Source organism: Mesorhizobium sp. M5C.F.Ca.IN.020.29.1.1, assembly GCF_003997375.1.
GTDB classification, from domain to species: Bacteria; Pseudomonadota; Alphaproteobacteria; order Rhizobiales; family Rhizobiaceae; genus Mesorhizobium; species Mesorhizobium wenxiniae.
Map to the genome: position 1 here is coordinate 1 of NZ_RZSW01000131.1, position 12,626 is coordinate 12,626.

A 12,626-nucleotide genomic window follows, 5' to 3' on the forward strand; every position below is an offset into this window, starting at 1 on the left:
GTCCTCGTTAGTGGCTCGGCCGCCGCCCCGCTTTTTTCCAAAGCAGGTTCAAATTCAAAAATAGAGTCGGTATTTGAATCAGATTGCTGCCGCTCGCTTTGGGACTCATTGCCGCTCGGATTCGTAGATTCCATATGGATTTCAAGCAGCTTATCCACGTCATCACGCAACGCGGCCAGATCGGCCACGACAGGCTCGAGCTCGGCAATGCGGGCACGGCGCGGAATTGTCTCCACAACGGCGCGGAAACGCCTCCACAGGCCTCCCCAGTCGCCCGTCACGTCTTCCTCAACGGCCGCCTCGATCAGCTTGTGGATATCCCGGCGGTGCAGCGTAATGCGTTCCCTCATAAGCCTGAGCGCCCTGTTGTCGGCGCGAACACGCTCGGCCGCCGCCTCGAACTCTTGAGCACGGGCCAGCAGCGGCGCCAAGGAGAAGCCGAATGCTTCCTCGATCTCCCCGCCCCTGCCCTTCCGTGCATAACGCTTGCCGTTCGGGCTGTCCCGACGGATGACCAGACCGCAATCCACCAGTTCCGCCAGGTTCCTCCGCAAGGTGGAATCGGGCATGCCATGCGCCCTGAGGGACAGCTGTGCGTTCGAGGGAAACACGATGAGGCCGTTTTCCTCGCTCAGCTCACTGTCAGGATAGAATGACAGCAACGCATTCAGGACGGCCAGGGCGCGATCGCCGATGCCGATGATGCTCTTGCCCTCGCAGAGGTTGCGATAGATCTGCCACTTGTCGACGATCCTGCCTTTGGGGATCTCACGTGACTCGTTTTGCGCTGCCAGCATGGCAAGCGACATCGGCCGCCGCCCAAAGGGCGTCGTTGCAATACCCGTCTCCATTTCTTCCTTCGCCTTCAATTAGGCAAAAGAAATCCGTCCGCCGAATCGACGCTTAAAACTCTTGACACTGATTCGTGGAAATGAGATTCTCGGCTTGCTACAGATCGAGAAGGGCTTCCACGGTTCGCCGTCGGGGGCCTTTTTCTTTTGCGGTTCAGTCTCCTGTTGCTGTCCTCTCCGACTTCCTGAACGCCTCATAAAGGTCGCCCAGATTGTCGGAAATCCACGTTCCAAAGCGGCCGCCATCTGTCTCCTTCACAGCGATTGTGACGGCCCTGCCTGCCTTCTTGACACTGACGCTAACTGATTTGTCCTCAGGAGCCCAAGATTGTGCCTCGGGCTTTACACTGGCCTTGCGACCGGGCTTCCCCTTGGCATTCAGGGCCGCAAGCAACCTTGCGAAGCGTTCGTTGCTTTCCAACTCACCGAATTCGGGTTCGGACTGGATTTCAGTAACCATGTCGGATTTCCTGCCGACAAGCAGGGACAGTTCTACCCACCGCTCGCGACCGACAGATGCAGCTGACCCAATCTTGCCGATGACAGATGCCGGAATCCTTGTGACAACTGACACCATCTTCGAGACAGCAGCGGCGTTCGAGGCCAATGCCGACGAGATGACATCTCTGTCGTATCCTAAGTCTTCAAGGCGCTTTGCGAACATCGCCTTCTCGATGAAACTGAGATTTGCCCGAGCAGAATTCTCCTGACCCTGGGCAATGACATGAGTCTTGTCGTCGATCTCCTTGACGACCGCCCTCACCTTCCGCCCCAGTTCGCCGGCAACTCGGACGCGGCGATGGCCGAAAACGATCATGTAGCGGCCGTCGATACCGGGATGCGGACGAACAAGTATGGGAGTATCCTGACCCCTCTCCCGGATCGCTTCCAGCAGTTCTTGATACTGCTCCTTGTCGTCGCCCATGCGGTCGGAAACGAACGAGCCGTCGATGACGTTTGGATCGAGTTCGACCACATGCTCGCCTTCAAGATACGCATCCGCTTGCTTTGCCAACTCATTGACTGAGCGGATCATAGATTTCGAAGCGCCGCGGATCGGATATGCCGCCGTGGAGGTAGACGACACCTGATCGTCGGTCTCCGTTTCTGAGAGGCCTGCAAGAAGGTTCTTACGTGCCATATTTGTCTACCTCCAGATAGCGCCTAGTCCATTGAATGCATTCGAAAAAGATCCGATTTTGTCAGCGGACAAAAGTCAGCGCCCCCATGCTTTATGAATCAAGTCGGCGACTTCACCGTTTACGACTTCCAGCGCATCCATTGCCCGCTCGTATGTGGAACGGGTCATCGCATTCTTCTCAACTTCGTAGAGGGTCTGCTTGGTAATCCCCGCATCGGAAATCGCCGTCGATTTCAGCATCTGGTTCTTGAGAATGAATTCGCCAAACAGCGTATGCAGGAACGCTACCATCTGCGCTTGCGGCTGATCCGTGGGTTCGAATCGAGTAACAAGATAGCGATACCACTCCAGGTTCACCTCGGCACCCGCCGCCCTGATCGGCTCGAGGATGTTCCCGAGCATCAGCAGAAACTGGCCCATGCTCATCACGTCGAGCATCTGCGGATGGATCGTGATCAACACCGACGTCGCCGCGGTCAGTGCGGTGATCGTCAGATACCCGAGCTGCGGCGGACAATCGATAACTACGACATCGTAGCGATCGTCGACCTCCGTCAATGCCGTCGAGATTCGCGTGAAGAACGCCCTGCCCACATTCGAGGACCTGTCGGTCATTGCCAGAGGCGTGTCGTATTCGAATTCCTGCAGCTCTAGGTTCGCAGGGACAATATCGAGGCCCGGGAAATTCGTTGGCTTGATGATTTCCGAGAGAGGCACCTTCTGGTCGTCATATCGAATCGAGTCGTAAAGCGATTTCGTCTGGTCGAGTTCAGGCTGGAACCCATGCAATGAGGAGAGCGACGCCTGCGGGTCTAGATCGACAGCTAGGACACGGTGCCCGGTCAGCGAAAGATATTGGGCGAGGTGGGCAGCGGTGGTGGTCTTACCGCTGCCGCCCTTGAAATTGACCACAGCTAGGATCTGAAGCTTCTCGCCCGGCCGCCGATGGGGAACATACATTCGGGCGTCGGATCGCCCGTACTGGTCGAGATACTGGCGCAGCTCAAGCATCTGTTCAGCAGTATACGACCGCCTGCCCGACGTTGAGGTTTCAGGCACCGGGCCTTTGCCTTCCAGATGCAGCTTCTTCAGATGGCTTTGGGAGACCCCAAGATACGTGGCAACCTCGGCCAGCGAGAACGAGCGAAGATTCTTCTTTGCATGGGGAGGGAAGCGCTGCATCGAGAGTAGGTGCAGCTTCTTCGATATCTGGTCGCCCTGCTCGAGAATGCTTTTCTCGAACAGCAACGGGATTTTCGTGGGAACGGGCGAACTCACGTTCATTAGATCGACACTCTCTAAAAACGATTTTTGGCGCAAAGACGCTAAGCAAGCGTCATTATGTCCGATTCGTTCGATCCGGCAAGAAATTTTAAGTTAACAAAGGGTCAACGGCCTCGCGGCAGCGGAATCACGTGATCCGATTCATGCAATTGAATAGGCTACACAATTTCCCGATTTTGTCAGCGGACAAATTTCCTGCTTTCCGCAGCCGTCAGCTAGTCTTCGCAAGTATATCGCCGATCATCATGCCGTGCGGGAAGCCGTCACGGGTGCTGCTCACCCCTTCCATTTAGGGGAAGACGAGTTCACGTGAAACTTTGCGTTTGCCAAGAAGACGCTCCACCGAAGCTTCGGATCCAGGGCAGGGCAGGGGGATGGCGCCTTGTCGATCACCCCCATCCGGGAATGTTGTCCTGCAATGACGACTGCAGCATGTTCGTCTGTTTTTCGAAAACAAGCCCGCGCCTCGGGCGGAGAGCGCGGGCCGATCGGGTTGGGCCTCGATTTGTGGCGGGCAAGCGGGGGCGGGCCGCTGCTCACAGATAATATTAGTGTACGCTAATGTCATGCTGTCAAGATCGGCAACTTCCTCCGGGGTCGGGGATCAATTAACGGAGCCGAGGGCGCCAATCGCGCCCGGTTCCCAACTGATCCGAGGCGGTGACGTACCTGCTTTGGCACATGAGCTCCGCATCGTGATTAAGAAGGGCCGCCGCCCCTGAGCCTGCTCGCGATGCGCATTATTGCATTAACCGCGCATAGACTTCGTCGCTTCAAGCGGCCTCTTGAAAGGCGTGAAGGCGACGGTGCTGTCGGTCGGCGCCGACACGGCCGAGAACCGCTCCCAGCTCGACGCGCCTGTGCGCCGTCTCCGCGAAGCGGGCTTCGAAGTCGAGGGTCTGCTCCTGCAGGGCGATCCGGACGAGGTCATCGGATCGCATGTCGAAACGCGCGGCATCGGTCTGCTCGTTATGGGCGCCTACGGCCATTCGCGCATCCGCGGCCTGGTCATCGGCTCCACGACCGAAGCCCTGGTTCGCCGCTCCCGGATGCCCGTCTTGATGTTCCGCTGACGCAGACTCGCGGTAAAATCATACTGTCCAGTTTGGCCAGCGATCACGGTTCTGCGCCAGTCCAGCTAGACACGAGCGCCGCGGTCGCGGACGAACTTGAAGCCCTCGACAGGGCATTCGAAGGCAGCAAGCCTGCCGTCGACGATCTGGAAGAGTCGCTCTGATAGGAGAGGCATACCTCGAGGCGCTCGCTCATCCCCGGAACCGCTCGGTGGTCCAATGGATCTTGCCGCCGATCTTCATCGGCTTGTGGATCATCAGGCGCTTGGGCAGGTGCTCGGGATGTTCCTCGAGTAATGTGATCTTCACCGTCGGTTTGTCGCCACGGCGCGAGATATGGCCGTCATTATCGACTTCGCCGGACTGGTAGCGTCTCGGGGTCAGGCCTACCCATGCGCCTACGGCGCGCGAGTTTTCTGAAGTTCGACGGATCCTCCACGGCCGCGGCAAAGGCGGTGGCTGTGACGGTGCCGACACCGGCACCGACCATCGCGCGAGGGGCTTCGCTATATTCAGGTTTGCCACCGCTATCAGGTTCAGCCGCTACGCTTTTGCGGGTGCCTTGCGCGCCTTCTTCATCGGCGACTTGATTGTTGCTGGGGTTGTTGCTGCTGCCGCCGCACGAGCAGCCCGTTTTGGTTTTGCTGCCGGTGCGGGTGCAGGCACCGCGGCCTTGCGCCCGAGTCCAATTGATTTCGCCATCGCAGAGCGGGTGGCCGCGTAGTTCGGCGCCACCATTGGATAGTCGGCAGGTAGATTCCACTTTTGCCGGTATTCATCAGGGCTCAGATTGTAGTGAACTCCGATATGGCGCTTCAGGGATTTGAACTTTTTTCCGTCTTCCAGGCAGATGATGTAATCCGCTGTGACCGACTTCCTGATCGAGACTGCCGGTTGCTGTTTGACCACAGGTTCCGTTGCCGGCGTGCCGATCCCGTACAGAGCGGCATGGACATCGCCGATTAGCTTCGGCAACTCGGCGACCGGCAGTGGATTGTTCGACACATAGGCGGCAACAATGTCGGCGGCAATCGACACGATATCCGTTTGGCCATCGCGTTCGGGAGAATTGACCATAGAATATTCCTTTGTCTTATCGGATTCACTAACTTATCGGATTCACTAAAGAAGTGTGATTTACCCGCTCCGCCAGGCAAATAATCCGTTTCCTTCCGACAATCCACATCCCCTCGTCAATATTATAAGGATGATCGTTCTGATCGGCCGCGGATAAACGCTGTAGCCGCGCATTCAGTGTGTTTAACTCGGCCACCAAGTTTGGTCGCGGTCGCTCACCACACCGGATGCGACAGCCGACACAATCGGGATCGCGGCATCCTCCCTCGCGATCGGCGGCCGACAACCCCATGATCGCCAGCCCGGCTTCGCGCAGGGCCATCAGGAAGGCCTCTTCAAGGCGCGTTGGACGAAGTGCTCGTCAAGTGTCAGGCCGCAGATCAGCGGCCTACGAGGAATGCACTCCGGAGGCGTTAGCTATTCGGCTCATCCGCCAGCCGCCGAGAGCGGTGGAGTTCCCGATTGCATGGAGCGGGTACAGATCACCGCGAGGCGGTAAATGCCAGGCACTCAGACTCAGGGAAGGCCGGAGCCGCTTGGGGACGTGGGGTAAGAACGCTCGCGGACGGTCCTGACGGCCGCATCCACATCCGTTTTGCTGTCCCCGAGTTCTTGAAGGACAGCTGCACCCAGGAGAAGGCTGGATTCCGTCGTTTCGGGCATCACGGTTGTCGCGCCTTTCTCAAGCAGCTCTTGCACATGCACGTGGTGACGCGCCCGGACAATCACCGGTAAGTCGGGCAGTTTGCGTCTCAGCGCCGCAAGAGCCGATTTGGCTGCCTCGGGGTCGTCCAGAGTGATCACCATGGCCTTTGCGCTATCGATTCTCGCTGCGGCCACCATCTCCTCCTGAGAAGCGTCGCCAAAAAAGACCGGTAGACGTTCCTTCCGGGACCGCTCTACATTTTTGGCGTCGAGGTCGACTGCAACCCACCTGTATCCACGCTCGTCGAGCAATCTGCCGATCACCTGGCCGACCCGCCCGAACCCGGCAATGACAACATGGCCCGAGTAAGCTTCGGTCTCTGTCTGCAACTGAGTTCTGCTGGGTAGCCCCCGTCGCTCAAGCTGGCTCTGGGCCGCTCGACCAGCTCGGGCCAGAAGTGGCGTGGTAGCCATGCTGACGGCTACGACGGCAAGCAGGAACTGACCGGTCTCGACCGATAGCGCCTCGGTGCCCATCGCGAGGCTGAACAGCACAAAAGCCAACTCGCCGCCTTGGGCAAGGTGCAGGCCAGCGCTTGCAGCGAGCGGCAGCGGCAACCCGAAGGCCGTACATAGGCCGAGGATTAGCAGCGCCTTCACGGCTATGAGTGCAACTGCGACCAACAGGATCCAGTGGAGCAGAGGCAAGACGACGCCAACGTCGACCAGCATGCCGATCGAGATGAAAAACAAGCCCAACAAGACGCCTCTGACAGGCCGGATATCGGCTTCGATCTGGTGGCGGTACTCGGTGCCGGCAAGCATGAGACCGGCTAGAAAGGCGCCAAGGGCCATAGGGAGACCGGCCAGTGCGGTACCCCAGGCCGTGCCGAGCACTACCAGCAGGGTAGCAGCAATGAAAAGCTCCGCGTTCCCCGTGCCGGCGATGACGCGGTAAAGCGGTCGAAGCAGCAGACGCCCGGCGGCAAGCAAGATGACTAGCGCCACGGTGGCCTTTAGGCCCGCCTCGGCGAGCGTCCAGGCCAGTTCTTCAGGCTCTTGGCCCAGCGCTGTGACAACGGCCAAGCCGGGAACGAGCGCGAGATCCTGCAAGAGCAGAACGGAAAGAACTACCCGCCCGAGATGACTGGACAGCTCACCGCGTTCCGACAGCAGGCGCAACACGAAAGCCGTTGATGAGAGAGCGAGGGCGCCGCCGATTATCGCCGCCTGTCCGATGGTGCCTCCGAACGCTAGTGACCCCGCTCCGATGACAGCACCCGTGATGGCAACCTGTGCCACGCCAAGTCCGAACACATATAGCGCCATGGTGCGAAGGCGATCGAACGACAGCTCCAGCCCGATCGCAAATAGCATGAACACAATGCCGAGCTCGGCGAGGCGGTGCGTTCCCTCAACCTCGCTCACGAGTCCAAAACCATACGGTCCGATAACAAGGCCCGCGATCAAGTAACCGATGACCGCATCAATGCCGAGCCTGCGCACCAGGGGCACGACCAAGATAGAAGCCACAAGGAAGACGACGGCGTCGCGCAGGATAGAATAATCGTGAGGGACGCTTTCGGGCATGATGCTTCGGTCTGCTACAGTTTCATCATCGGCGCAACAAGCCGGATCCGCAGGCTCACAGTCAGTAGAGTCACCGCGATGGCCGGAGACACCTCGGCCTTCATGCGAACAAGGTGTTTGTCAGATGGCCAGCGATTTGAACAGGATAGAGACGTTGTCACCGGAATCGGCTGGCAGCCACCCGATCATCGCCCGTTTCGCCTATTTGCGCGCTCGCCGAGCGCGACGATTTGTCGGCGGCGTCGGCAGATCGAGACCTGCGGCCCTACTTGTTATCTGACGCCAACGTTTTGGTATTTGATCACGCGTGTTTGCGGTGGATCAAAGCTGGACACTGTCCATTGCCTCTACAGATAGCCTGCACTGGCGTGAGGTCGCTTGATCTTGCCGCAACGGAGGCGAAATCTGATGAACCAAATAGCATCTCTGTCACTGACGACGTACCCGGACCCGACCCCTCCGAAAATAGCGGCGAACGCAGTCGCCGTTGTTAAGCAGATCGCGGCCTCGCTTCATGCTGTCGCCATCAATGTGGATATACCCGACGTTTCGAACGCGCTGTCGAGCTATCTTCTCGACCTTCCCAACAAGATTCGCGAGGTGGAAACCGCCAGTCGCAAGTGCGGCACCACTTTGCTGCAGGCGGTTGCGAGGGAAGCCTCGCAAGGCGGCGTGACCCTGACTACACAAGAGATAACGGCACCGCCGGCATTGATGGGTGATGTTGCAGCAAAGGAGGCCCGCTATTTCGATGTCTGTCTGGTCGGTTGGGAGTTGGACAATCAGGCTGCACGCATGGCTGCCGAGGCGATACTGTTCGGGTCGGGTCGCCCGACCATAATTCTTCCCGACGCCGCGGATGTCGGCGTCCTTGGCCACGTCGTCATCGCGTGGGATGGCAGTCGCGTGGCGGCACGGGCCGTTGCGGACGCACAGCCGTTTTTGGAGCGTGCTTCGACGATAACTGTCGTGACCGTGACGGACGAGAAGCCGCTCCCCGGGCGCGACATCGGCGAACGCCTTGCGCAGGGCCTCAGGACGCGTGGCCTGGCGGCCGGAGCCGCCTCGATTCAGGCTGAGGGTCGTTCGATCGGAACTGCTCTCCAGGAGCACGCCCTCAAGATCGGCGGCAACCTGCTCGTCATGGGCGGATACGGTCATTCGCGTATCAGGGACTTCGTACTCGGTGGGGCGACTGAAGGTATTCTCTCGGAACTGCGCTTGCCTGTGCTCCTGTCGCACTAGGGCTTGGTGGCATGAGAGGCGATCGCGACAAGGATCCGGTTCTGCGTTTCCACGGCGCTGCCCACGGCGTTACCGGCTCGTGCTATGAGATCGGGACGTCGCGTGCACGGATCCTCGTCGACTGCGGACTGTTCCAGGGGTCGAAGTCCGAGCGCGAGTTGAACTATGGTGCGTTCCCGTTCGCGCCTGAGGCGATTGACGCCGTCATCCTGACGCATGCGCATATCGACCACAGCGGCCTTCTGCAGAAACTGGTCAAGCAGGGTTTTTCTGGCCCGATCCACACGACCCGCGCCACGATCGATCTTTGCTCCGTCATGCTGCCCGACGCGGCACATATCCAGGAGATGGAGGTGGAACAGCTGAACCGCCGCAACGTGCAGCGCGGGCGTCAGCCGGTCGAGCCGATCTACAGGCAGGAGGATGCGGCCGCGTGCATGAGCTTGTTTCGGGCCCTGGAATATTGCGAATGGACGACCATTGCCGAGGGCCTTCGCGCCCGCCTCTGGAACGCCGGCCACTTGCTCGGTTCAGCATCGGTAGAGCTTGAGATTGACCGAGATGATGCGCCGCTGCGCATCATCTTCTCGAGCGACATAGGGCCGGACCACAAGCTGCTTCAGGCCGATCCCGAGGGCCCAGCAGGCTTTGACTATCTGATCTGTGAATCGACCTATGGCGACCGGGACCGGCCGGACTTTTCGCCCGAGCAGCGTCGGTCTCAGCTCGGCGAAATTGTGCGTGGCGCGGCCGAGGCGAACGGCCCGCTGATCGTTCCTTCCTTCGCCGTCGAGCGGACGCAGGAATTGCTGGTCGATCTCTACCTGCTTATGGAGTCCGGTGACGTGCCTACGGCTCCGATCTTTGTCGACTCGCCATTGGCGACGCGCGCCAGCGCGATTTTCGAACGGCATGCCGACGAAATCGAACAGGGAAATGTGCTGCGCCAGGCTCTCAACTCGAGGGAGTTGCGTTTCACCGAGACGGTAGAGCAGAGCAAGGCGATCAATCGCCTGAACGGCTTCTTCGTGGTGATCGCCGCCAGCGGCATGTGCGACGCAGGGCGTATCCGTCATCATCTCAAGGCCAATCTCTGGCGTCGGAACGCCACGGTCATGATGGCTGGATTTCAGGTCCAGGGTTCCCTCGGCAGGATCCTTCTCGACGGCGCGCGGCGTGTGCGCATCCAAGGCGAGGAGGTCGAAGTCAAGGCGCGTATCCGTTTGTTCGATTTGTATTCCGGCCATGCCGACGCTGGCGAGCTGGTCGCCTGGGTTAAGGCCCGGACCCCGGTGAAGCAGGTGGTATTCCTGACGCATGGCGAGGAAGGGGGGCTTGGTGGCCTGCGCGAAAAGCTGACAGGGATCATGCCCTACGATAAGATCATCATGCCGAGGCTGGATGACGCATTCCAGTTGTCACCACGCGGCTGTTTGCCGATCGACGTTAATGAGCCGCGCCGCCTGAGGCCAGAAAAAATCGCCCGTCTCGACTGGCACAACGACCTTTCAAAGCTTCTCCTGGAAATTAGCGAGGCGGTTGGCGCCGCAGCCGACGAAAGGGGCCGCGCCGCAATTGTCAGGCGAATGCGCCGGGCGCTCGAGGACAGCGATGCATAGAGGCCACACGACGTGAGCACGAACTGAAAGCGCGCGAATACGTTTCTGTAGTTCGCCGTAGATCGACGAAGACAGGCGCATGTCGCGGTTCGGCGACAGTCGCCAACAGGCAATGGGAGCCAGACATGACCGAGCCTAAAGCAGCCTCCGAGCGCCGGTTGACCGACCAGGAGCTCCACGACATCGACGCCCATTGGCGCGCTGCCAACTATCTGACGATCGGCCAGATCTACCTGCTCGACAATCCACTGCTTCGCGAGCCATTGCGGCTGGACCATGTCAAGCCGCGCCTGCTTGGCCATTGGGGAACGTCGCCGGGGCTGAGTTTCATCTACGCGCATCTCAACCGCGTGATCCGGCTCAGGGATGCAAATGTCATCTATATTTGTGGCCCCGGCCATGGCGGCCCGGCAATGGTGGCGAACACCTATCTGGAGGGCACGTATAGCGAGCTCAATCCGGACATATCACTGGACGAGCAGGGCATGCGCAAGCTGTTCCGGCAATTCTCCTTTCCGGGCGGGATTCCGAGCCATGCCGCGCCCGATGTGCCCGGCTCGATTAACGAGGGCGGCGAGTTGGGTTACGCACTTTCCCATGCCTTCGGCGCCGCTTTCGACAATCCGGACCTTGTCGTCGCCTGCGTAGTCGGTGACGGCGAAGCCGAAACCGGGCCGCTGTCCGCCGCGTGGCACTCCAACAAATTTCTCAACCCGGCGCGCGACGGCGCTGTGCTGCCGATCTTGCATCTGAACGGCTATAAGATCGCCAATCCGACCATCCTGGCCCGCATTCCCGAAGATGAATTGCGCGCGCTGTTCATTGGCTATGGCTATGAACCGCTGTTCGTTGAGGGACACGATCCGACCATTATGCATGAGCTGATGGCGACCGTGCTCGACGACGCGCTGGATCGCATCAGAGCGATCCAGGACGCAGCGCGCCATGGTGCCGTAGCGCTGGTGTCGCGACCGAAATGGCCAATGATCGTGCTGCGAAGCCCCAAGGGCTGGACCGGTCCGAAGGAGGTCGACGGACTGAAGACCGAAGGCTTCTGGCGTGCGCACCAGGTGCCCTTGTCGGGCCTTGCGGAAAACCCCGCCCATCTCAAGCTGCTCGAGGAGTGGCTGAAAAGCTATCGACCCGACGAACTGTTCGACGAGGCCGGCGCACCTCTTGCCGAGATCCGCGCCACCGCGCCGCAAGCAACGCGGCGCATGAGCGCCAACCCGCATGCCAATGGTGGTCTGCTGCGTCGGTCCCTCGATCTACCCGGCTTGCACGACCATGCGATAGCCGTCGCGCGGCCCGGAGAGGTTAAGGCCGAGTCAACGCGGGTAATGGGCAAGTTCCTACGTGGCGTGATGGAGCTGAACGACGGCTCGAAGAACTTCCGTATCGTTGGCCCGGACGAGACCGCCTCGAACAGGCTTCAGGACGTGTTCGAAGTTACCGAGCGAGCTTGGATGGAAACGATCCTCCCCGAAGACGTTCATCTCGCCCCCGATGGCAGGGTTCTCGAAATCCTCTCCGAGCATACCTGCCAGGGTTGGCTCGAAGGTTACCTATTGACCGGGCGGCACGGTCTGTTCTCCTGCTACGAAGCGTTCATTCACATTGTGGATTCCATGTTCAACCAGCATGCAAAATGGCTGGATGCCTGCCGGGACATACCGTGGCGGCGACCCATCGCATCGCTGAACTATTTGTTGTCCAGCCATGTCTGGCATCAGGAACATAATGGCTTCAGTCATCAGGATCCCGGTTTTATCGACGTTGCCCTGAACAAGAAGGCTGACGTCGTGCGCGTCTATCTGCCGCCGGATGCCAACACTTTGCTTTGCGTCACTGAACACGTGTTGAAGACATGGAACCGCATCAACGTCATCGTCGCCGGCAAGCCGCCGTCTTGGCAGTGGCTGTCGATGGACAAGGCGATCGTTCATTGCAAAGCGGGCATCGGCATCTGGGACTGGGCATCGACGGAGGACGGTGCGGAGCCGGACGTCGTCATGGCTTGCGCCGGCGACGTTCCGACTCTGGAGACGCTGGCAGCCGTCCAGATCCTCAGGCACCATGTTCCTGAGCTCAGGATCAGGGT

At 59.6% G+C, this 12,626-nt stretch carries 10 protein-coding genes and 1 pseudogene; 4 read left to right on the plus strand and 7 right to left on the minus strand.

The features are described from left to right. From repC to repA, 3 genes are all read right to left on the minus strand, one after another. On the minus strand, positions 1-851 hold an 851-nt coding region (gene repC, locus EOA85_RS13230), incomplete at its 3' end, for a plasmid replication protein RepC (RefSeq protein WP_127209730.1). A gap of 154 nt (positions 852-1,005) precedes the next feature. Next, entirely contained in the window at positions 1,006-1,992 is a 987-nt protein-coding gene (gene repB, locus EOA85_RS13235; protein WP_127209722.1) for a plasmid partitioning protein RepB, read from the minus strand. Between the two features lie 75 nt (positions 1,993-2,067). Continuing rightward, complete coding sequence (repA, locus tag EOA85_RS13240; protein WP_127209723.1) at positions 2,068-3,276, minus strand: plasmid partitioning protein RepA; 1,209 nt, start codon at positions 3,274-3,276, stop codon at positions 2,068-2,070. A gap of 794 nt (positions 3,277-4,070) precedes the next feature. On the opposite strand from repA, the gene EOA85_RS13245 reads away from it, so the two are divergent. Further along, positions 4,071-4,349: a universal stress protein gene (locus EOA85_RS13245; protein WP_245485739.1), complete on the plus strand. Its 279-nt coding sequence runs from the start codon at positions 4,071-4,073 to the stop codon at positions 4,347-4,349. Between the two features lie 315 nt (positions 4,350-4,664). Here the strand turns inward: EOA85_RS13245 and EOA85_RS13250 are convergent. From EOA85_RS13250 to EOA85_RS13265, 4 genes and pseudogenes are all read right to left on the minus strand, one after another. Further along, a pseudogene (locus tag EOA85_RS13250) lies at positions 4,665-4,827 on the minus strand (transposase); the annotation flags it as partial. A gap of 65 nt (positions 4,828-4,892) precedes the next feature. Then, a complete protein-coding gene (locus EOA85_RS13255; protein WP_127209725.1) occupies positions 4,893-5,426 on the minus strand; it encodes a MucR family transcriptional regulator in 534 nt (177 codons plus the stop codon). A gap of 28 nt (positions 5,427-5,454) precedes the next feature. Then, positions 5,455-5,748, minus strand: a complete 294-nt coding sequence (locus EOA85_RS13260) for a hypothetical protein (RefSeq protein ID WP_127209726.1) — start codon at positions 5,746-5,748, stop codon at positions 5,455-5,457. Between the two features lie 194 nt (positions 5,749-5,942). After that, positions 5,943-7,661 (minus strand): monovalent cation:proton antiporter-2 (CPA2) family protein, encoded by a 1,719-nt coding sequence (locus EOA85_RS13265; protein WP_127209727.1) that lies wholly within the window; start codon positions 7,659-7,661, stop codon positions 5,943-5,945. 408 nt (positions 7,662-8,069) lie between these two features. Here EOA85_RS13265 and EOA85_RS13270 point away from each other — a divergent pair, with 408 nt between their 5' ends. The 3 genes from EOA85_RS13270 to EOA85_RS13280 form a co-directional block, all read left to right on the plus strand. Further along, positions 8,070-8,906, plus strand: coding sequence for a universal stress protein (locus EOA85_RS13270; protein ID WP_127209728.1), 837 nt, complete (start codon positions 8,070-8,072; stop codon positions 8,904-8,906). 11 nt (positions 8,907-8,917) lie between these two features. After that, positions 8,918-10,525: an MBL fold metallo-hydrolase gene (locus tag EOA85_RS13275; protein WP_127209729.1), complete on the plus strand. Its 1,608-nt coding sequence runs from the start codon at positions 8,918-8,920 to the stop codon at positions 10,523-10,525. Positions 10,526-10,650: 125 nt separating this feature from the next. Then, on the plus strand, positions 10,651-12,626 hold a 1,976-nt coding region (locus EOA85_RS13280; protein WP_164759633.1), incomplete at its 3' end, for a phosphoketolase family protein.

Coding starts and splice junctions, on each gene's coding strand:
- repB (WP_127209722.1), bottom strand. CDS start 1,992: ATGGCACGTAAGAACCTTCTTGCAGGCCTCTCAGAAACGGAGACCGAC.
- repA (WP_127209723.1), bottom strand. CDS start 3,276: ATGAACGTGAGTTCGCCCGTTCCCACGAAAATCCCGTTGCTGTTCGAG.
- EOA85_RS13275 (WP_127209729.1), top strand. CDS start 8,918: ATGAGAGGCGATCGCGACAAGGATCCGGTTCTGCGTTTCCACGGCGCT.
- EOA85_RS13260 (WP_127209726.1), bottom strand. CDS start 5,748: ATGGCCCTGCGCGAAGCCGGGCTGGCGATCATGGGGTTGTCGGCCGCC.
- EOA85_RS13270 (WP_127209728.1), top strand. CDS start 8,070: ATGAACCAAATAGCATCTCTGTCACTGACGACGTACCCGGACCCGACC.
- EOA85_RS13265 (WP_127209727.1), bottom strand. CDS start 7,661: ATGCCCGAAAGCGTCCCTCACGATTATTCTATCCTGCGCGACGCCGTC.
- EOA85_RS13255 (WP_127209725.1), bottom strand. CDS start 5,426: ATGGTCAATTCTCCCGAACGCGATGGCCAAACGGATATCGTGTCGATT.